The sequence below is a fragment of the Pantoea coffeiphila genome (assembly GCF_016909495.1).
Classification (GTDB): domain Bacteria; phylum Pseudomonadota; class Gammaproteobacteria; order Enterobacterales; family Enterobacteriaceae; genus Erwinia; species Erwinia coffeiphila.
Map to the genome: position 1 here is coordinate 191,844 of NZ_JAFBFW010000003.1, position 21,080 is coordinate 212,923.

The following is a 21,080-nucleotide window of genomic DNA, read 5'->3' on the forward strand; positions in this document are numbered from 1 at the left end:
ACAGGTGAACGTCAGGGGTGACACCGTGCCGCCCCTGCATCTGTATCAGATATCATCCAGATTAATGCCGCGCGTCTTCGGCCCGAAGATGCCGATGGTCAGCATCACAATCAGCATGCTGACGACGATAAAGGCCACCACACCCTGGGTGCCCGCCACCTGCAAAATCATCCCGATAATAATGCTGCTGAACACCGTTGAAAGGCGGCTGAACGAATAGCAGAATCCAACGGCGCGCGCACGGATAAAGGTAGGAAACACCTCGGTCTGATAGGCGTGATAGCTGAAGGTTAGCCAGGCGTTAGAGTAGGTGATGCAGAAGCCGCAGATGATTAACAGCAGCGGATTGGTCTGCAGGGCGAACAGCGTACCGAAAATCACCGTCATCAGCGACGACAGGACGATCTGCCATTTGTTCTCGATTTTATCCGCGTAGCGGCTGCAAATCAGCGAGCCCAGCGGGTAGGCGAGGGTGATAAAAAAGGCATACAGCAGACTGTGGGTGATGCTGGCACCTTTACCTGAAAGCAGCGCGGGCAGCCAGTTACCGAAGCCGAAGAAGCCGATTGCCTGAAAGATATTCATCACCACCAGCATCAGCGTGCGCTGGCGATATTCCGGCCGCCAGATATCCCGGAAGCGCCCCTGCGGTTTCTGCGTGGCTGCCGTTTCCATCTCTGCCAGACTCGGGGCGGTCACCGGCACGCCGCAGCGGATTTCCAGACCGCTGACCACCTGATGGGCTTCCTGATGCCGACCCTGCTGTGCCAGCCAGCGCGGCGACTCCGGCAGATTTTTTCGCACCAGCCAGATAACCATCGAGCAGACGGCCCCGGCAATCACCACCCAGCGCCAGCCGGTCAGGCCCAAAATGGTCTGCGGCACCAGCCACCAGGACATCAGCGCGACGGCGGGCACCGAAAGAAACTGCACAAAGAAGGCGAAAGCAAAGGCTTTACTGCGCAGCCGTGACGGAACGCATTCGCTGAGGTAGGTATCGATGGTCACCAGTTCAATACCCAGGCCGACGCCCACCAGAAAGCGGCAGAAAATAATCCACTCTGCCTGGTTCTGGAACGCCATCAGCATGGAAAAGCAGCCGTACCAGGCCAGTGCAAACATAAAGGTCATCCGGCGGCCAAAACGATCGGCGTGAGGCGCCAGCAGGCTGGCACCGAGGAACAGGCCAAGGAAGGTGGCGGAGGCAAATGCGGCCTGGTCAGATATTCCGAATACGCCGAGTTCACCAAGATGAAATATGTTCTCGCTGATTAAACCTGAACTAATATATCCCGTCTGGAATAAATCATAGAGTTCAAAGAAACCGCCCAGCGAAAGTAAGGCGATAAAACGCCACAGCCCGGCGGTAGCGGGTAGGGCATCGAGACGATCGGATAATTTATTATATTTTATAGGGTTATTTTGCGGGGAAGGAATTCCCGGCGCGCAGGCTTCACTCATTTTTCTTTTCAGACCTTGATAGCAGAGGACAATAACTTTTCATGCTAATAGTTAGCAGCAAAATTTAAATTTTGAATTGTATCCGCTATGAAGAAAAATAAGCATAAAAAACGCTTATAGTTATTTTTTTGCTATTTATTTCTGATTTGCCAGGCTGTGGTAGATTCCGCGCCTGGCTGCTCAGTAAAAACCGTTAGCACAGTTCCAGATGTACCTCATGCTGCTCAATGGTTTTCATAATTTCCGGCGGCGGCGCTTCATCAGTAAACAGATAGTCAATCAGACTCATGCTGCCCAGATTGACCATCGCATTACGGCCAAACTTAGAATGGTCTGCCACCAGCATCACACAGCGAGAGTTCTCAATAATTGCCCGCTTGGTGCGCACTTCGTGGTAGTCGAAGTCCAGCAGTGAACCATCCAGATCGATGCCGCTGATGCCCAGAATGCCGTAATCCAGGCGGAACTGAGAAATATAGTCGAGCGTGGCCTCGCCCATAATCCCGCCATCGCGGGTGCGTACTTCTCCCCCGGCAAGGATCAGGCGGAAATCCGGCTTGGCCATGAGCAGCACCGCTACGTTCAGATTGTTGGTCACAATGCGCAGGTTATTGTGGTTCATCAACGCGTGGGCAACCGCTTCCGGCGTGGTGCCGATATCAATAAACAGTGAAGCCCCGTCGGGAATCTGGCTGGCAACCCGCTGGGCGATACGCGCTTTTTCCGCAGACCACATCATTTTACGGTCCTGCCAGGCGGTATTCTCCGAGCTGGACGGCAGCGCTGCGCCACCGTGATGGCGATGAATTTTATTCTGCTCAGCCAGATCGTTTAAATCGCGGCGGATGGTTTGCGGACTGACCGCAAAATGCTCCACCAGCTCTTCAGTACTGACATATCCCTGGCGACGAACCAGATCGATAATCGCGTCATGACGCTGTGTCTGCTTCAAAAGAGTTCCCCCTGTTATCGTTTTTTCTGGCGAGTGTCGACAAACGCCATGGCCAGGCCAACCAGCAGTCCGGCAACGTGGCTTGGCAGACCGGTGTTCGCACCGAAGACGCCCGTGGCTTCCAGTACCACCCACACTACAAAAATCCCCATCAGCCCGCCGCCAATATTCAGCGGACTGCGCTCGTCACGCATCGCGTGCAGCCAGGCATACGCAACCAGCGCATGGTCAACGCCAGACAGCCCGCCGAACCAGAAGCCGTTAAACCGGGACTGCGCAAAACCGCACAGCAGCGCGGAGATCAGCGCGATGGTAAACAGCTTACCGCTGCCGAGCTGTTTTTCGATGCGCCCGCCAATATAAAACCACCACAGCAGATTAATCAGCAGTGCCAGCAGCGAGAAGTTCATCAGCACGTGGCTGAACCAGCGCCACACCTGGAAATGCTGCATGCTGTCTTTCGGCCAGCCGAGCCAGGCAATCGCCTGTGCATAACCGCCCAGCGCAATCAGCAGGTAGACCAGTATGGAAGCAATACTGACCCCTATCGTCAGTGGCCCGGCCATCTCCTTCATTCTTACCTTTAGCGATGGGCCAGCAGGACTGACGTACTTGATGCCGCTGTCGGTATTTTCAGTTTTCCAGCTGGCTGCCTGATAACGCGGGTGATCCGGTTCGCGTATAAACTGGTTAAGTTCGTTTTCGACCACGCTTAACTGAGATTCATCATCCAGCCATAGCGTGTAGTTGCCTTCCTGCTCAATACGCAGCGTAATGCCGCGCGTCGCCATATAGTCAACAAACGCCTGCGCCATGCGCAGATGGGTAAATTGGGTGATGCGCATAATAGAAGGCTGATTCCCTGTAGATTAAAACGAGAGCGGCAGTATACCCCGTCACATCGAAGCTTGCAGGATCAAAGGCTTCCACTGCCGTACGCCGGTCAGAGAGCGCCGGATTCTACCTGCTGCGGGAATGCAGCGTACCAGGCATCAAAGCCGCCGTCGATGCTGTAGGCCGCTGCAAACCCCTGGTTCAGCAGATACTGGGCTGCACCTTTGCTGCTGTTACCGTGGTAGCACATGACCAGCACCGAGCCGCTCAGGTCAGCGCTGGCCATCAGGGCCGGCAGCGAGTCATTGGTCAGATGAAATGCACCGGTGGCATGAGCCGCAGAGAAGCTTTGCGGATCGCGGATATCAACCAGCAGGGTTTGCCCGTCTGCCAGTTTCTGTCGGGCTTCCTGGACGTTGATACACTCAAATTGTTCCATGGTGGGGTCTCGTTAACAGTCAAAAGTCGTCAATTAAATCCTATTGTAGCCTGAAGCGGGTAGGGTTTAACCAGAGCTGGGCGGAGTAATTTGCGTAATGATTAAAGAAAATATGTTACCTGCATCACGCATAAATGTTTTTATCCGGTTAACGCTGGCATCAATGTTGGTTTACGATTAGTATAATGCTCGAAAACGAACATTATTGAACGATTCCGAACATCGGAGGAGATGACGTGGAAATCAAAGACCTGATCGTAATCGGCGGCGGTATTAACGGCGCTGGTATTGCGGCCGATGCAGCCGGACGTGGATTGTCGGTGCTGATGCTGGAGGCTCAAGACCTCGCCTGCGCCACCTCTTCCGCCAGTTCTAAATTAATCCACGGTGGCTTACGCTATCTGGAACACTACGAATTCCGCCTGGTTAGCGAGGCGCTGGCCGAGCGTGAAGTGCTGTTAAAAATGGCACCGCATATTGCTTTCCCCATGCGTTTCCGCCTGCCGCACCGCCCGCATCTTCGCCCGGCCTGGATGATCCGTATCGGTCTGTTTATGTACGATCATCTCGGCAAACGTACCAGCCTGCCGGGAAGTAAAGGTTTGCGTTTTGGCGCAGACTCAGTACTTAAACCTGAAATCGTGCGCGGTTTCGAATATTCCGACTGCTGGGTGGACGATGCGCGCCTGGTGGTACTTAACGCTCAGGAAATTGAAAAGCGCGGTGGCGAAGTGCGCACCCGTACCCGCGTGACCAAAGCCTGGCGTGAAAACGGCCTGTGGACCGTTGAAGCCGAAGATATCGACAGCGGTAAAGTGTATACCTGGCAGGCGAAAGGCCTGGTCAATGCCGCAGGTCCGTGGGTTAAGCAGCTGTTTGATGACGGACTGAAGCTGAAATCCCCATACGGTATTCGCCTGATTAAAGGCAGCCATATCGTCGTGCCGCGTGTGCATACCCAGAAGCAGGCCTACATTCTGCAGAACGAAGATCACCGTATTGTGTTTGTTATTCCGTGGATGGATGAGTTCTCGATTATCGGCACCACCGACGTGGAGTACAAAGGCGATCCGAAAGACGTCAAGATTGACGATAAAGAGATCGACTATCTGCTGAATGTCTATAACACCCACTTCAAGAAAACGCTGGCGAAGGACGACATCGTCTGGACCTATTCCGGTGTACGTCCGCTGTGCGATGACGAGTCCGACTCTCCGCAGGCGATTACCCGCGACTATACGCTGGACGTGCACGACGAGCAGGGTCAGGCACCGCTGCTGTCGGTGTTCGGCGGCAAGCTGACCACCTATCGTAAGCTGGCCGAGCATGCGATGGAAAAACTCAGCAAATATTATCCGGGTATCGGCGCGGCATGGACGAAAACCTGCGTGCTGCCGGGCGGTGATTTTGCCGGAAGCCGCGAAGATTACGCGGCCAGCCTGCGCCGCCGCTATCCGTTTATCACCGAAGATATGGCTCGCCACTATGCCCGCACTTACGGCAGCAGCAGTGAACTGTTCCTGAAAGAGGCGAAAAGCCTGGATGATTTAGGTGAACTGTTTGGCCACCATTTCTACGAGGCCGAGCTGCGTTATCTGGTGCAGAAAGAGTGGGTTCGCACGAAAGAAGATGCCATCTGGCGCCGTACCAAAGAGGGTATGTGGCTGAATGAGCAGCAGCAGGCGCGTGTTGCCGAGTGGCTGGTTCAGAATGCCAAACCGGTGCTTTCACTGGCATCCTGATCGCCGCAAACAAAAGGGCGACCGCCAGACAGCGGTCGCCCTTTTAATTTCATGGATAGCCTACAGGCGGATGGGCTGAATGCCCCAGATTTCGTCCGCATACTCCTGAATGGTACGATCCGAGGAGAAGTAGCCCATGCTGGCAATATTAATCAACGCGCGGCGCGTCCACTCGCCCTTGTTACGATACAGCTTATCCACCTTGTCCTGCGTATCAACATAGCTGCGATAATCCGCCAGCAGCTGATAGTGATCGCCCAGGTTCACCAGCGAATCAAAAATATTACGGTAGCGGCCAGGCTCCTGCGGGCTGAACACGCCGGTGGCGATCTGCGTCAATACCTGATGCAGCTCGGCATCCTGCTCGTAATATTTGTGCGAGCTGTAGCCGTTGCTGCGCAGCTCTTCAACCTGCGGCGTGGTGTTGCCGAAGATAAAGATATTCTCTTTACCCACGTGCTCCAGCATCTCAACGTTAGCACCGTCCAGCGTACCGATGGTCAGCGCACCGTTCAGCGCGAACTTCATATTACTGGTACCGGAGGCTTCCGTACCGGCCAGCGAGATCTGCTCGGAGAGATCGGCCGCAGGAATAATAATCTGCGCAAGGCTGACGCCATAGTTGGGAATAAACACCACTTTCAGCCGGTTCTTCACCTGCGGATCGCTGTTGATCACCTTTGCGACATCGTTAATCAGATGAATAATATGTTTGGCCATATAGTAGGCCGAGGCGGCTTTGCCGGCGAAGATGCAGACGCGCGGTACCCACTCAGCATCCGGGTCGGCTTTGATGCGGTTGTAGCGGGTGATCACGTGCAGGACGTTAAGCAACTGGCGCTTGTATTCGTGTATGCGCTTGATCTGCACATCGAACATCGCATTCGGATCGACAACAATATCCAGCTTCTGCGCGATGTAGATAGCAAGACGCTTCTTGTTCGCCAGCTTGGCATCGCTAATTTTGCTAATAAAATTAGGATAATCAATATGCTGCTTCAGCTCATCCAGCTGGCTGAGCTGGGTGCGCCAGGTGCGGCCAATCGCTTCGTCCAGCACGCCGGATAACGACGGGTTAGCCAGCGCCAGCCAGCGGCGTGGCGTAACGCCGTTCGTTTTATTGCAGAAACGGCCGGGGAAGAGTCTGGCAAAATCAGCAAACAGCGACTGCACCATCAGATTCGAGTGCAGCTCCGATACACCATTAACCTTGTGGCTGACCACTACCGCCAGCCAGGCCATACGGACCTTACGGCCGTTATTTTCATCAATGATCGAGATACGCGACAGCAGTTCCCAGTCTTCCGGATATTGCTCCTGGATGGTTTTCAGGAAGTAGTCGTTGATCTCAAAGATAATTTGCAGATGGCGCGGCAGGATTTTGCCAATCATATCCACCGGCCACGTTTCCAGCGCTTCCTGCATTAGCGTGTGGTTAGTGTAGGAAAATACCTGGCAGGCCACGCCAAACGCGTCATCCCAGCTAAACTTGCTCTCATCGATCAGCACCCGCATCAGCTCGGGGATCGCCAGTACCGGATGGGTATCATTCAGGTGGATGGCGATTTTATCCGCCAGATTGTCAAAGGTCTGGTGCATCGCCCAGTGGCGATGGAGGATATCCTGCACCGTGGATGAGACCAGGAAGTACTCCTGACGCAGGCGCAGCTCACGCCCTGAATAGGTCGAGTCGTCGGGATACAGCACGCGGGACACGTTTTCGGAATGGTTTTTATCTTCCACCGCCGCGAAGTAATCACCCTGGTTAAATTTACCGAGGTTGATTTCGTTACTGGCCTGAGCGCCCCACAGCCTCAGGGTGTTGGTGGCATCGGTATCAAACCCTGGAATGATCTGATCGTAGGCCATCGCCAGCACTTCTTCCGTTTCCACCCAGCGTGCACGGCTGCCTTCCTGCTGGATACGGCCGCCGAAACGCACCTTATAGCGGGTGTTGAAGCGCTGAAACTCCCACGGGTTGCCGTATTCCAGCCAGTAGTCCGGTGATTCCGCCTGCTGGCCGTCGACGATATTCTGCTTAAACATACCGTAGTCGTAACGGATGCCGTAACCGCGCCCCGGCAGGCCGAGCGTGGCGAGGGAATCCAGGAAGCAGGCCGCCAGACGCCCCAGGCCGCCGTTGCCCAGCCCCGGGTCGTTCTCTTCTTCGATCAGTTCCTCAAGGTCGAAACCCATCTCTTCCAGCGCCGTCTGCGCATCCTCATAAATTCCCATTGCCAGCAGGGCATTGGAGAGGGTGCGGCCAACCAGAAACTCCATCGACAGGTAGTAAACCTGTCGGACATCCTGCGACAGCTGGGCACGATTTGAACGCAGCCAGCGCTCCACCATACGATCGCGTACCGCCAGTAATGTGGCGTTCAGCCACTCGTGTTTATTCGCAATGGACGGATCTTTACCAATGGTAAACATCAGCTTATAGGCTATTGAATGCTTAAGCGCATCCACGCTGAGCGTCGGTGAGGCATAGGAGAAAGGTGCGTTCATATCAGTTTCCCATCGTCAGGTTACAACAAACGTTGATAGAGATCGCGGTAGGCAACAGCAGCCACCTGCCAGCTAAAATCCATCCCCATAGCCTGCCGCTGAACATAGCGCCAGAGCGAAGGACGGGACCAGAGGACGAAAGCACGTCGGATAGCGCGCAGCAGTGACCACGCGTTGCTATCTTCGAACACAAAACCGCTGGCGATACCGTCTGCGAGGTTTTCCAGCGAACAATCATTTACCGTATCGGCCAGCCCACCGGTGCGTCGCACCAGCGGCAGGGTGCCGTATTTCAGGCCGTAGAGCTGGGTCAGGCCGCAGGGCTCAAAGCGGCTGGGTACGAGAATCACATCTGCACCGCCCATAATGCGGTGGGAAAACGCCTCGTGGTAGCCGATCTGCACGCCGACCTGGCCCGGATACTCGGCGGCGGCGGCCAGGAATCCCTGTTGAAGAACCGCATCTCCGGCACCCAGCAGCACCAGCTGCCCCCCCTGTTCCAGCAGGCCCGGCAGGGCTTCCAGCACCAGATCCAAACCTTTCTGTTTGGTCAGGCGGCTGACCACGGCAAAAATCGGCGCTTTTTCATCAATTTTTAGCCCCATCGCAATTTGCAGCTGGCGCTTGTTCTCAACTTTGGTATCCAGAACATCACGGTTATAGCGGGCCGTCAGCAGCGGATCATGCTGCGGGTCCCAGATGGCCGGGTCGACGCCGTTAAGAATACCGCTCAGCCTGCCTTCCAGCTGGCGCTGCTTAAGCAGGTCTTCCATGCCGTAGCCAAACTCCGGTTGAGTAATCTCCTGGGCGTAGGTCGGGCTGACCGCCGTAATATGGTCGGCGTAGTACAGGCCCGCTTTCAGATAGGAGATCTGGCCGTAAAACTCCAGCCCGTACATATTGAAAAACGAGCGTGGCAGCTGGATCTGCTCCATGTGGTGCGCGTTAAACAGCCCCTGATACGCCAGGTTATGCACGGTAAACACCGACTTTGCCGGACGCCCGCGCGCGGCCAGATAGGCACAGGTCAGCCCGGCATGCCAGTCGTGTGCATGAACCACATCCGGACGCCAGAAGGTGTCCAGCCCGCAGGCCATTTCGCAGCCCATCCAGCCCAGCAGCGCGAAGCGCAGATAGTTATCGGTATAGGCGAACTGTGATTCATCGTGATACGGACTGCCCGGGCGATCGTAAAGACCCGGCGCATCGATCAGATAGATCCCCACGCCGTCATAGTGCCCAAACAGTAATTCGACATAGCCGGCAAAAGTTTGCAGTTTCGCCACCACAACCGCATCGGTAATTCCCTTTTTCAAATCGGGGAATGACGGAAGTAATACGCGTGTATCCATTCCTTCCGCAATCTGCGCCGCCGGTAATGCCCCAACAACATCAGCAAGCCCGCCGGTTTTTAGCAGCGGGAAAATCTCTGAACAGACATGTAACACCTGCATTATCGGCTCCTAAACAGTGCCAGAACGTGATGCCGTCAGGTCATCACGTTTTTCCGCCTAGCTGATCCAGCCGAGCTTCGCCAGCATGGTCCTTGTGACCAGAACAATTCCCTCTTCCGATCGGTGGAAACGCCGGGCATCATCATCCGGGTTTTCGCCAATCACCGTCCCTTCTGGCAGCACGCAGGCGCGGTCTATCACGCAGCGGCGCAGGCGGCAGGAGCGTCCTACCTCCACATCCGGCAGTAATACCGACGACTCAATATTGCAGAAGGAGTTGATTCGAACGCGGGAGAACAGCACCGAGTTCACTACCACCGAGCCGGAGATAATGCAGCCTCCCGACACCAGTGAATTCATTGTCATACCATGGCTGCCGGAACGGTCCTGCACGAATTTCGCCGGCGGCAGCGGCTCCATATGGGTACGAATTGGCCAGGTACTGTCGTACATATCCAGCTCCGGGGTGACCGAAGCCAGATCGAGGTTTGCCTTCCAGTAGGCTTCCAGCGTACCGACATCGCGCCAGTAGGGCTCAACGGCTTCCCCGCTTTGCACGCAGGACAGGTTGAAGGAGTGAGCCAGTGCTTCACCGCTGGCAACAATCTTCGGCAGCAAATCTTTGCCGAAGTCGTGGTCGGACTCCGGCAGTTCCTGGTCGGCTTCCAGCAGGCGATAAAGATAGTCCGCGTCAAATACGTAGATGCCCATACTGGCCAGCGCCTTGCTGTCATCACCGGGCATCGACGGCGGATCGGCGGGTTTCTCCAGAAATTCCACCACGCGGTTATTTTCATCCACTTTCATTACGCCAAACGAACTGGCTTCTTCCAGCGGTACCGGCAGGCAGGCGATGGTGCAGCGCGCGTCGTTTTCGACGTGATCGATTAGCATGCGGGAGTAGTCCATCTTATAGATGTGATCGCCTGCCAGAATAACGATGTACTGCGCGCGGTAGCGCCGGATGATATCGAGGTTCTGCGTGACCGCATCGGCAGTCCCGCGATACCAGTGCTCGGTCGACAGCCGCTGCTGGGCAGGCAGAAGATCAACGAACTCATTCATCTCTTCATTCAGGAACGACCAGCCGCGCTGAATATGCTGCACCAGCGTGTGCGACTGATACTGGGTGATCACCGCGATGCGGCGGATGCCTGAATTCAGGCAGTTAGAGAGTGCGAAGTCGATAATACGAAACTTACCGCCGAAGTGAACCGCCGGTTTGGCGCGCTTGGCGGTGAGATCGCGTAACCGGGTACCGCGTCCACCGGCAAGGATCAGCGCAACGGTTTGCGTTGGCAGCTGTCTTGCCAGCATCAGGGAGTCGTTCTTATTGAGTTTGGCCATGCAATACTCCTGGTATTATTTTTCCTGGAACACGCACACACCGTGCGCTGCACCATGCCAGACAGTTGACCGGATCGGATTATCGTCCCCGGCAAAGGGCGGAATGGCGTGCCAATTTCCCTGAGGTAAAATCAGGTCACACACTTCTTCGGTGGCGTTGAGCACGATCAGCCAGTGCTGCGAAAGCCGGATTTGCAAACGATGCGCTCCCTGCTGCCACTCACTGGCGCTGAGCGGCTTACCCTGCTGGTTCAGCCATTCAACGTTCCCATCACCTTCCTGCCACCAGCGATCGCTTTGCAGCGCCGGGATGCGGCGGCGCAGATGGATTAACGCGGCAGTGAAGGAAAATAACCCGCTATCACAGTGCAGCCAGTCGAGCCAGGTCAGCGGGTTATCCTGGCAATAAGCATTATTATTTCCGTGCTGGCTGTGGCCGTGCTCATCGCCTGCCAGCAGCATCGGCGTTCCCTGCGCCAGCAACAGTGTGGTCAGCAGCGCATGCACACTGCGGCGGCGATGTTCCGTAACCAACAGCGGTGCGTGCAGCCCTTCCACACCGTGGTTATGGCTGAAATTGCTGCTGCTGCCGTCACGGTTATCTTCACCGTTGGCCTCATTGTGTTTCTGGTTAAAGCTGACCACGTCGCGCAGGGTAAAACCGTCGTGTGCGGTGATCAGGTTAATACTGCTGGAAGGTGGCCGCCCGTCACGTTGAAAAACATCGCTGGAAGCGGCAAACCGCCGGGCAAACTCACCGTTGGAAAGGTCGCTATGCAGCCAGTAGCGGCGGGCAGCATCGCGAAAGTGATCGTTCCATTCGGCAAACGGCCAGGGGAAATCGCCCACCTGATAGCCACCCGGCCCGATATCCCAGGGTTCGGCGATCAGTTTGCATTTTGACAGCAGCGGATCGGCGGCAATCGCCTGGAACAGCGGCGCATCGCGCCGGTAGTCCGGCGTGCGGCCCAGCACCGTGGCCAGATCGAAGCGGAAACCGTCAACGTGGCACACCTGCACCCAGTAGCGCAGGCAGTCGAGTGCCCAGGCCATCACCTGCGGGTGGCTGAGGTTTTGCGTATTGCCGCAGCCGGTCCAGTTCTGGTACTCACCCTGTTCCGTCAGCCAGTAATAACTCTGGTTATCAATGCCGCGCATCGACAGCATCGGGCCGGTTTCTTCCAGCTCTGCGGTGTGGTTAAACACCACGTCCAGAATCACCTCGATCCCCGCCTGATGCAGCGCTTTCACCGCCTGCTGAAACTCCTGCCGAGCATTGTCACTCGCCGCATAGCGGGTATCCAGCGCGTAGCAGGCCAGCGGGTTATAGCCCCAGTAGTTGGTCAGCCCCATGCGCAGCAGGCGCGGTTCGCTGGCGAAGCAGGCCACCGGCAGCAGTTCAAGGCTGGTGATACCCAACTGCTGAAAATAGCGAATCATCACCGGATGCCCCAGCGCGGCGTAGGTGCCGCGAATTTCCGGCGGGAGATCGGGATGCTGGCAGGTCAGGCCGCGAACATGCGCCTCATAAATCACCGTGCTGCCCCAGGGAACACGCGGTGCCGCGTCGTCTTCCCAGTCGAAGTCATCGGCCAGCACCACGCATTTAGGCGCGATGCTGGCGTTATCCGCCGCGTCCGGTTCTGCTTCGCCGCACTGGAAGCGCGGGTCGTCACAGACTTCACCCTCTACCTGATGCGCGCAGGGGTCGACCAGCAGCTTCGCAGGGTTAAAACGTTTACCCTGCGCCGGTGCCCACGGACCGTGTACCCGATAGCCGTAGCGCTGGCCCGGATGGATGGCAGGCAGATACCCGTGCCAGATATCGCCGCTGCGTGCGGGCAGATCGATACGTTTCTCGCGGCCTTTCTCATCAAACAGACACAGTTCTACGCGCTCCGCATGCTGAGAGAACAGCGTAAAGTTAACGCCTTTGCCGTCGTAGCTGGCCCCGAGGGGCTGCGGTTTACCCGAACGTATCGGTGCCATTACGCCTCCCGAACCAGCCACAGAGTGGAAAGGGGTGGCAGCGTCAGGCTCAGCGAGTGGCTGCGGCCGTGGCTTCCCCAGTCGTCGGTATCGATAGTGCCGCAGTTACCGAGATTGCCACCGTGATAGTGGCCGGAATCGGTGTTCAGCACTTCACGCCAGCGTCCGCCCTGCGACACGCCAAAACGGTAGTCATAGCGCGGCACCGGGGTGAAATTACTGGCGACGATCAGCTCGTTGCCGTCGCGGTCGCGGCGCACGTAGACAAACACCGAGTTTTCAAAGTCATCCACCACCAGCCACTCAAAACCGGCGGGTTCGAAGTCGAGCTGATACAGGGCGGGATGAGCGCGGTAGGTGTGGTTGAGGTCGCGGACCAGCCGCTGCACGCCGTTATGCCAGCTGTCTCCCCCTTCCAGCAGGTGCCAGTCCAGGCTGCTGTCGTGATCCCACTCGCGGCCCTGGGCAAACTCGTTCCCCATAAACAGCAGTTTCTTGCCGGGGAAACCGAACATCCAGCCGTAGTAGGCGCGCAGGTTAGCAAATTTCTGCCAGGCGTCTCCCGGCATGCGGTCGAGAATCGAACGTTTACCGTGAACCACTTCATCGTGCGACAGCGGCAGCACGAAATTCTCGGTGTAGTTGTAAATCATGCCGAAGGTCATCAGATCGTGATGATAGCGGCGATGCACCGGGTCCAGTTTCATATAGTCGAGCGTGTCGTGCATCCAGCCAAGGTTCCACTTGAACCAGAAGCCCAGGCCACCCATTTCCGGCGGGCGCGAGACACCGTTAAAATCCGTGGACTCTTCAGCGATGGTAATCGAACCCGGCGCGGCATGGCCCAGCGTACGGTTGGTGTAGCGCAGGAAGGAGATCGCCTCCAGATTTTCCCGCCCGCCGTAGTAGTTCGGCACCCATTCGCCTTCGGCGCGGCTGTAGTCGCGATAAATCATCGAGGCCACGGCATCCACGCGCAGGCCGTCAATGCCGAAGCGTTCGATCCAGTACAGCGCATTGCCCGCCAGGTAGTTGCTCACTTCCCGGCGGCCAAAGTTGTAAATCAGGGTATTCCAGTCCTGGTGATAGCCTTCACGCGGGTCACTGTGTTCATACAGATTGGTGCCGTCAAAATTCGACAGGCCAAATTCATCAGAGGGGAAGTGGCCTGGCACCCAGTCGAGCAGCACGTTAAGCCCGGCGTTGTGCGCTGCCGCAATAAACGAACGGAAATCGTCTCGCGTACCAAAACGGCGCGTTGGCGCGTAGAGGCCCAGCGGCTGATAGCCCCAGCTGCCGTCAAACGGATGCTCATTAATCGGCATCAGCTCCAGATGGGTAAAGCCCATCTCCACGGCATAAGGGACCAGCTGTTCCTCCAGCTCTTTGTAGCTCAGCCAGAAGTTGTTATCGGTATGGCGACGCCAGGAACCCAGATGCACCTCATAAATTGAGATAGGAACATCAAAGCCGTTGGCACGCTGGCGCTCCGGGGCGATTTCGGTTTTTTCCGGCAGGCCGCAGATCATCGAGGCCGTCTGGGGGCGCATCTGGGCTTCAAAGGAATACGGGTCGGCTTTCAGCCGCAGCTGGCCGTGAGCATCGACGATTTCGAACTTGTACAGCTGGCCGGGCCGGGCGGCCGGAATAAACAGCTCCCATACGCCCAGTTCGCGACGGAAGCGCATTGGATGGCGGCGGCCGTCCCAATAGTTAAACTCGCCCACGACGGAAACGCGCTGGGCATTCGGTGCCCAGACGGAAAAGCGTGTGCCGATGACGTTATCAATAACATCGGCATGCGCGCCCATTTTTTCGTACGGCCGCAGATGCGTACCTTCCGCCAGCAGCCAGCTGTCCATTTCGGGCAGCAGCGAGCCAAAACGGTAGGCATCATCGATCAGATTTTGCTGGCCGTGCCAGGTGACAGCCAGCTGATAGCGAAACAGGTTTTTCCGCCGCGGGATCACCCCCTGAAAAAAACCGCGCCCGTCCAGGCACTCCAGCTGCGCGCATTTGCGCCCGGTGCTGGTTTCAATCACCCAGACTTCGCTGGCGTCCGGCAGCAGCGCGCGAACTACCAGGCCCTTGTCGGTTTGATGCATACCCAACAGAGAAAAAGGGTCAGCGAGGTGACCAGAAAGTAAAGCATTAATCACACGGCGATCGGCAAGCTCTGACATGACTTTCTTCCCATGATAGACGGCAGGCGATGACCGAACGTTAAAAACGTTTCGGACATGCTCTGCTCTTCATTGAGCTTAATGGCATGCTGCAGGGGATATGACCATCCGCTGGAAAAACCATCGCAGCACGCGATAATAAACCCTTAAGCGAAACTTTTATTTGCTGATGGAACAATGACTGATTTAAGCATAGCCAGGTGACAACAATAGCCGGGTACGAAAGCGTAAAAATATTTCTTTCACATCAAACTGTACTGCTGTTAGGGCATAAGGCAGGAACGTCAGAAGCTTCTTAAGCGCCAGTTGGGAAAAGCCCCGAATCAGGCGGAAAAACTCAAAACGGTGGATCGGGTATTCAGAAAAACGGGTAATAGCGGGTGATGCCGTTAGTGATAATTACTGAATCAGAATATAACAAACAGATACTTTCCCCTGCCGCAGGCGACAGGGGAAAGCGAGCCGTTTAGCCCACCAGCAGGCGCAGCATACGGCGCAGCGGTTCAGCCGCACCCCACAGCAGCTGATCGCCAACGGTAAAGGCGGAAAGATATTCCGGCCCCATATTTAGCTTGCGCAGACGGCCCACCGGGGTATTCAGCGTGCCGGTGACCGCCGCAGGCGTCAGCTCACGCATGGTCAGCTCACGATCGTTTGGCACCACTTTCACCCACTCGTTGTGGGAAGCCAGCAGCTGAGTGACTTCGTCCAGCGGCACGTCTTTTTTCAGCTTCAGCGTAAACGCCTGGCTGTGGCAGCGCAGTGCACCGACGCGCACGCACAGACCGTCAACCGGAATCACGCTGTCGGTACGCAGGATTTTGTTGGTTTCAGCCTGACCTTTCCACTCTTCGCGGCTCTGGCCGTTTTCCAGCTGCTTATCGATCCACGGGATCAGGCTACCGGCCAGCGGTACACCGAAGTTATCGGTTGGCAGGGTGCCGCTGCGGGTCAGCTCGGTCACGCGGCGTTCGATATCCAGAATCGCCGATGCCGGGTTGTGCAGCTCTTTTGCTACGTGGTCATGCAGCATGCCCATCTGAGCCAGCAGTTCACGCATATGGCGCGCGCCGCCGCCGGACGCCGCCTGATAGGTGGCAACGGAAGCCCACTCCACCAGATCGTTAGCAAACAGACCGCCCAGCGACATCAGCATCAGGCTGACGGTGCAGTTACCGCCAACGAAGGTTTTAATGCCGTTGTTCAGGCCGTCGTGGATAACCTGGTGGTTCACCGGGTCGAGGATGATAATCGCATCGTCCTTCATGCGCAGCGTGGAAGCAGCGTCAATCCAGTAACCCTGCCAGCCAGCGGCACGCAGTTTTGGATAGACTTCGCTGGTGTAATCGCCACCCTGGCAGGTGATGATGATATCCAGCGCGCTAAGCGCATCGATATCAAACGCATCCTGCAGCGTACCGGCAGAGCGGCCGCCGAACTCCGGCGCGGCCTGACCGTGCTGGGAAGTGGAGAAAAACACCGGGCGTACAACGTCAAAGTCACGCTCTTCGATCATACGCTGCATCAGCACGGAACCAACCATGCCACGCCAACCGACAAGTCCTACAGTTTTCATATCTACCTTTACCTCGGGCCCGCACTGATAACGCCCGTAATTCAGTTAAAATCACCGGAATGTACTCTGTCCAAATCTACAAGGTGCAGCAAAAGTGGCAAGTGAATTAAATCGATTGAGAGAATTTTTTTAGCAGAAGGACTAATAATCCACGCCAGGCGGTGTGAAACAGGAGGATTAACGCGAGTATCTGATAACGGCGGCAGCCCTATTATCGTTGTTAAATTGGCGATTAAAGCGGGTTTTACCGATGATTATAGGGGGTTTTGCGTATCAGGAGCCGAAACATCGTCATAGAGCGGTAATATACAGAATCGAAGAAGGGGCAGGGCAGTTTCCGCTGCCCCTTCTGATTTATTACGACAGCAGTTCGAACGCAATCATGCCAATCACCGCGCCAACCGTGCCGAGGATGGTTTCCATCATCGTCCAGGTCTTCAGCGTTTGCCCTTCCGTTGCGCCGGTAAAGCGGCCAAACAGCCAGAAACCGGCGTCGTTGACGTGGCTGAAGATAATCGAGCCGCCGGCAATACAGATCGACAGCGCGGCCAGCTGGGCACCGGAATAATGCAGCGGTTCAATCACCGGCATAATCAGCCCCACAGCGGTCAGGCAGGCGACGGTCGCCGAACCCTGAATAATGCGCACTGCGCCGGAGAGCACGAAGCAGGCCAGCGCAACCGGCAGCCCCGCGCCGGTCAGTGCGTTGCCCAGTGCCGGGCCGACGCCGGAATCCACCAGCACCTGCTTAAATACGCCACCGGCACCGATCACCAGCAGGATAATTCCCGCTGGCTGTAGGGCCGCTCCGCAGATCTGCATCACGCGCTCTTTGTCCATGCCCTGGCGGTAAGCCAGGCCGTAAATCGCCACCAGGCAGGCCAGCAGAATTGCGGTAAACGGGTGACCGATAAACTCCAGCCATTCATACAGGCGGGAGCCGGGTTCGGTAAAGCGCGCGCCGATGGTTTTCAGCCCCACCAGCACTAACGGGAAGAGGATCAGCGACAGGCTGAAACCAAACGATGGCAGCTTGCTCTCATCAAATTCGGGATGCTCGCTTTCCGCCGGTGGCGTGAACTGCACGTGCTGGCTGATAAAGCGGCCAAACAGCGGACCGGCAATCAGCATGCCCGGGATCGCCGCACACAGCCCCAGCAGGATCATCCAGCCGAAATCGGCATGCATCTGCGAAGCCAGCAGCATCGGCGCAGGCCCCGGCAGCAGGAACGCCGCCGCTGCCGCAACCCCGGCAAACAGCGGAATCACCAGCTTCACCAGGTTATCCCCGGTGCGGCGAGCCACGGCGAAGGCGATGCTGATCAGCAGTACGACCGCCACTTCGAAGAACAGCGGCAGCGCGCAGATCAGCCCGGCAATGCCCATCGCGTAATGCGCACGGCTTTCACCGAAGGCTTTCAGCATGCGGATGGCGATCTGATCGACCGCGCCGGTTTCATGCAGGATCTTGCCAAACATCGCCCCCAGCGCCACGACGATGGCGAGGAAGCCGAGCGTGCCGCCCATCCCTTTTTCCATCGTCTGGGCGATTTTATCCAGCGGCATGCCGGAGAACAGACCGGCACCAATTGACACTAACATCAGCGCCACGAAGGCGTGCATACGCGCCTTCATCACTAAAAACAGCAGCAGTAATACCGAACCTGCTGCGGTCAAAACCAGTGTTGCAGTACTCATTACACCCTACTTACTTCGTCTTGTTGATGGCACCGTCGATGGTTTTCAGCGTTGAGGCAATGACGTCATCAAGGGACTGATTAATATCAACAACCAACACATCTTTCTCTTCGCTGCCCGGTTCTTCCAGCGTGGCGAACTGGGTAACCAGCATCTGCGGCTTGAAGAAATGGCCTTTACGCGCGCGCAGGCGGGATTCGATGGTGTCGAAATCGCCCTTCAGGTAGACGAAGGAGAGGTTCTGATTCCCTTCGCGCAGGATGTCGCGATAGTGCTTTTTCAGCGCCGAGCAGACGATCAGCGACACGTCATTGGTGCGCTGCATGGCGAACGCGGCGTCGTTAATCGCCTTCAGCCACGGCTTGCGGTCGGCGTCGTCCAGCGGATGACCACCGGCCATTTTTTCAATGTTGGCACGCGGGTGCAGGAAGTCACCGTCAAGGAAAGCGGCTTTGAGTTCATGTGCAACGGCATTGGCCACGGCGGATTTGCCGCTGCCGGATACGCCCATCAGTACGAATACGTGATTGGACGGGGTAGATGAGGTCATTATTTTTGCTCCGTCAGAGTCATAAGCAGGTGTGAACGGCAATTTGTTATCGGTAACATTGTCTGGTGCTGTACAAATTATGGCAACAGCTGCGGCGGGAAAAGCTGGTAAATGTGAGGTGCTTCAAAAAAACGGCAAAAACAGCGTGAGGGAGGCACAAAGAGATAACGGACGCGATTGCGCCCGTCGGGGTTAAATACTTTCGCCGATGGAGAGCGTAAAGCCGATATCCAGCGGTCCGCAATCGACATCTTCACCGCGAATACGCGCCAGCAGCATTGACGCCGCTTCCTGGCCCATCTGCTCACGCGGGGTCTGCACGGTAGCCAGCTGCGGGGTAGTGGCCTTGGAAATATCGTGGCCGTGAAAACCGGCGATTGCCATCTGCTCCGGCACCCGCAGCCCCTGCCGCTGGCACTCAAACATTGCGCCCACCGCCAGGTCATCGTTGGTACAGAACAGGCTGTCGGTCTGCGGATAGCGCTTCTGCGCCTCGCGCAGCAGCATCGCACCGGCGGTAAACGACGAGGCCGCTTCCATCATCACGGTTTTTGGCTCCAGTCCGGCCTCGCGCATCGCCTGCGCATAGCCGCGCTCTTTTTGCAGCGTTCGTTCGTCCAGCCGTGCGCCGAGGTAAACCGTGTGTCGATGGCCGCGCTGCAAAATGGCCTGGGTCATCTGCCGCGCGGCCTCAACGTTATCGAATCCCACCGCCATATCCAGGCAGGGGGAAACGCTGTCCATCATCTCAATCACCGGAATGCCGGCGGTTTCGATCATCCGCAGGCTGGCGGCGGTGTGGGTGCGTTCGGTCAGGATCAGGCCGTCGATATTCCAGCCCAGCAGGGAGCGCAGCTGCAGCTCCTCTTTCTCCGGGCTGTAGCCGAAGTGGCCGACCAGCGTCTGGTAGCCCGCCGCATCGGTGACGGTTTCAATGCCGCGCAGCACGTCGGCAAACACCTGGTTGGTCAGCGACGGCAGCAGCACGCCAATCGCCCGGCTGGTGGCGTTGGAGAGCATATCCGGCGCACGGTTGGGAATGTAGCCCAGCTCATCCAGCGCGGCGGCAATTTTGCCCTGCAGCGCGGCGGAAACCTGCTCGGGGTTACGCAGATAGCGGCTGACGGTCATTTTGGTGATGCCGATACGATCGGCAACATCCTGAAGTACCGGTCTTTTTTTCTTCATTTGGCTTCAGCTGGTTGGACGGTATCCGGCTGAGTGTAACAAATATGCGCGGGAAAAAGAGAAAGGGCGCGGTTTCCCGCGCCCAAAGTGTGATGCAGCTATCTTCGCGCTGCTTAAACCGGCGGCAGATCGAACAGCAGGATCTCCGCGTCGCTGCTGGCGGTAATCTCCAGAGCCGCTTCATCCCAGATGGCAAACGCGTCGCTGGTTGTGGCGGCTTCACCGTTCACGGTGACATCGCCTTTCACTACCTGAATCCAGATTTTGCGGCCTTCGGCGACCTCTGCTGTACCCTGTTCGCCTGCTTTAAACGCCCAGCGGGACAGCGTCATATCCTGGTAAACCTTCAGTGAACCGTCGCGGGCATCCGGCGACAGCACCAGCTGGCGGCCCTGGACATCATCAAAGCGGCGCTGTGCGTAGCGTGGCTCAATGCCGTTTTTCTCTGGGATAATCCAGATCTGATACAGGTGCAGCGGCACGTCTTTGCTGCCGTTGTACTCGGAGTGACGTACGCCGGTGCCCGCACTCATAATCTGGAACTCACCCGCCGGGATCTGCTCTTTGTTACCCATACTGTCCTGATGCTCCACGGTGCCGGAGAGCACGTAGGTCAGGATTTCCATATCTTTATGCGGATGGGTGCCAAAACCCTGGCCGCCATCGATCACGTCTTCGTTAATCACCCGCAGCGCGGAGAAGCCCATAAAGTTGGCATCATAATAGTTAGCGAAAGAGAAGGTGTGATAACTGTCCAGCCAGCCATGGTTTGCATGGCCACGATCTTGTGCTTTGCGTAAGTAAATCATATTCAATTCTCCTCAATGTTTTAACGTAGTCTGCGCCCGAACAGCCCGCGTTGATAGCGGAGAAAATTGTCTCCTCTGTTCAAAATTTTCGAATAAATGGTGGCGGTAACAACAGTCAGATTGGGATAGCGTGACAACCCGGTCTTTCAGGAGGGAAAGGCTTCATGGAGAAAAGTGACAGCAATATTGAAAGTGAGGGCGGCACCCGCAACGGTAAAAATGACCGCGGTAGCCACGGCGGCAGTGGATATCGCAGCAGTGGGGTAATCGGTGTGAAACGATGGAATGGATAACTGGATAACTGGATAACTGGGGAAGAGTTGGAGGGCCGGGCAAAACGCAGGCAAAAA

Annotated in this window: 16 protein-coding genes; 2 read left to right on the top strand and 14 right to left on the bottom strand. The window is 56.6% G+C overall.

The window, feature by feature from the left end; genetic code table 11:
* Window positions 1-45: 45 nt before the first annotated feature.
* The 4 genes from JOE09_RS10630 to glpE form a co-directional block, all read right to left on the bottom strand.
* On the bottom strand, window positions 46-1,461 hold the full coding sequence (locus tag JOE09_RS10630) for an MFS transporter (protein ID WP_205065758.1): 1,416 nt from the start codon (window positions 1,459-1,461) through the stop codon (window positions 46-48).
* Window positions 1,462-1,654: 193 nt separating this feature from the next.
* Window positions 1,655-2,413, bottom strand: coding sequence for a DeoR/GlpR family transcriptional regulator (locus JOE09_RS10635; RefSeq protein ID WP_200543175.1), 759 nt, complete (start codon window positions 2,411-2,413; stop codon window positions 1,655-1,657).
* A gap of 14 nt (window positions 2,414-2,427) precedes the next feature.
* The gene (gene glpG, locus JOE09_RS10640) at window positions 2,428-3,258 is read right to left on the bottom strand and encodes a rhomboid family intramembrane serine protease GlpG (protein WP_200560528.1); all 831 of its coding nucleotides are present in this window, start codon (window positions 3,256-3,258) and stop codon (window positions 2,428-2,430) included.
* A gap of 98 nt (window positions 3,259-3,356) precedes the next feature.
* Entirely contained in the window at window positions 3,357-3,686 is a 330-nt protein-coding gene (glpE, locus tag JOE09_RS10645) for a thiosulfate sulfurtransferase GlpE (RefSeq protein WP_205065759.1), read from the bottom strand.
* 236 nt (window positions 3,687-3,922) lie between these two features.
* On the opposite strand from glpE, the gene glpD reads away from it, so the two are divergent.
* On the top strand, window positions 3,923-5,428 hold the full coding sequence (gene glpD / locus JOE09_RS10650) for a glycerol-3-phosphate dehydrogenase (protein ID WP_205065760.1): 1,506 nt from the start codon (window positions 3,923-3,925) through the stop codon (window positions 5,426-5,428).
* A 60-nt stretch (window positions 5,429-5,488) separates the two neighbouring features.
* Here the strand turns inward: glpD and glgP are convergent, their stop codons facing one another.
* From glgP to JOE09_RS10700, 10 genes are all read right to left on the bottom strand, one after another.
* Complete coding sequence (glgP, locus tag JOE09_RS10655) at window positions 5,489-7,936, bottom strand: glycogen phosphorylase (protein WP_205065761.1); 2,448 nt, start codon at window positions 7,934-7,936, stop codon at window positions 5,489-5,491.
* 20 nt (window positions 7,937-7,956) lie between these two features.
* Window positions 7,957-9,390, bottom strand: a complete 1,434-nt coding sequence (gene glgA / locus JOE09_RS10660) for a glycogen synthase GlgA (RefSeq protein ID WP_205065762.1) — start codon at window positions 9,388-9,390, stop codon at window positions 7,957-7,959.
* A 57-nt stretch (window positions 9,391-9,447) separates the two neighbouring features.
* Window positions 9,448-10,737 carry a glucose-1-phosphate adenylyltransferase gene (gene glgC / locus JOE09_RS10665; protein WP_205065763.1) on the bottom strand — a complete coding sequence of 430 codons (1,290 nt, stop codon included), beginning with the start codon at window positions 10,735-10,737 and terminating at the stop codon, window positions 9,448-9,450.
* A 15-nt stretch (window positions 10,738-10,752) separates the two neighbouring features.
* Window positions 10,753-12,726: a glycogen debranching protein GlgX gene (gene glgX / locus JOE09_RS10670; protein ID WP_205065764.1), complete on the bottom strand. Its 1,974-nt coding sequence runs from the start codon at window positions 12,724-12,726 to the stop codon at window positions 10,753-10,755.
* Complete coding sequence (gene glgB, locus JOE09_RS10675) at window positions 12,726-14,909, bottom strand: 1,4-alpha-glucan branching enzyme (RefSeq protein ID WP_205065765.1); 2,184 nt, start codon at window positions 14,907-14,909, stop codon at window positions 12,726-12,728. The genes glgX and glgB overlap by 1 nt, the downstream gene beginning before the upstream one ends.
* Window positions 14,910-15,375: 466 nt before the next feature.
* A complete protein-coding gene (gene asd / locus JOE09_RS10680) occupies window positions 15,376-16,485 on the bottom strand; it encodes an aspartate-semialdehyde dehydrogenase (protein ID WP_105592180.1) in 1,110 nt (369 codons plus the stop codon).
* A gap of 357 nt (window positions 16,486-16,842) precedes the next feature.
* Window positions 16,843-18,183, bottom strand: a complete 1,341-nt coding sequence (gene gntU / locus JOE09_RS10685) for a gluconate transporter (RefSeq protein ID WP_105592179.1) — start codon at window positions 18,181-18,183, stop codon at window positions 16,843-16,845.
* 10 nt (window positions 18,184-18,193) lie between these two features.
* A complete protein-coding gene (gene gntK, locus JOE09_RS10690) occupies window positions 18,194-18,733 on the bottom strand; it encodes a gluconokinase (RefSeq protein ID WP_205065766.1) in 540 nt (179 codons plus the stop codon).
* A 192-nt stretch (window positions 18,734-18,925) separates the two neighbouring features.
* Complete coding sequence (gntR, locus tag JOE09_RS10695; RefSeq protein ID WP_205065767.1) at window positions 18,926-19,921, bottom strand: gluconate operon transcriptional repressor GntR; 996 nt, start codon at window positions 19,919-19,921, stop codon at window positions 18,926-18,928.
* Window positions 19,922-20,034: 113 nt separating this feature from the next.
* On the bottom strand, window positions 20,035-20,730 hold the full coding sequence (locus JOE09_RS10700) for a pirin family protein (RefSeq protein ID WP_205065768.1): 696 nt from the start codon (window positions 20,728-20,730) through the stop codon (window positions 20,035-20,037).
* A gap of 164 nt (window positions 20,731-20,894) precedes the next feature.
* Here JOE09_RS10700 and JOE09_RS26295 point away from each other — a divergent pair, with 164 nt between their 5' ends.
* Window positions 20,895-21,023, top strand: coding sequence for a hypothetical protein (locus JOE09_RS26295; RefSeq protein ID WP_275584424.1), 129 nt, complete (start codon window positions 20,895-20,897; stop codon window positions 21,021-21,023).
* Window positions 21,024-21,080 lie beyond the last annotated feature (57 nt).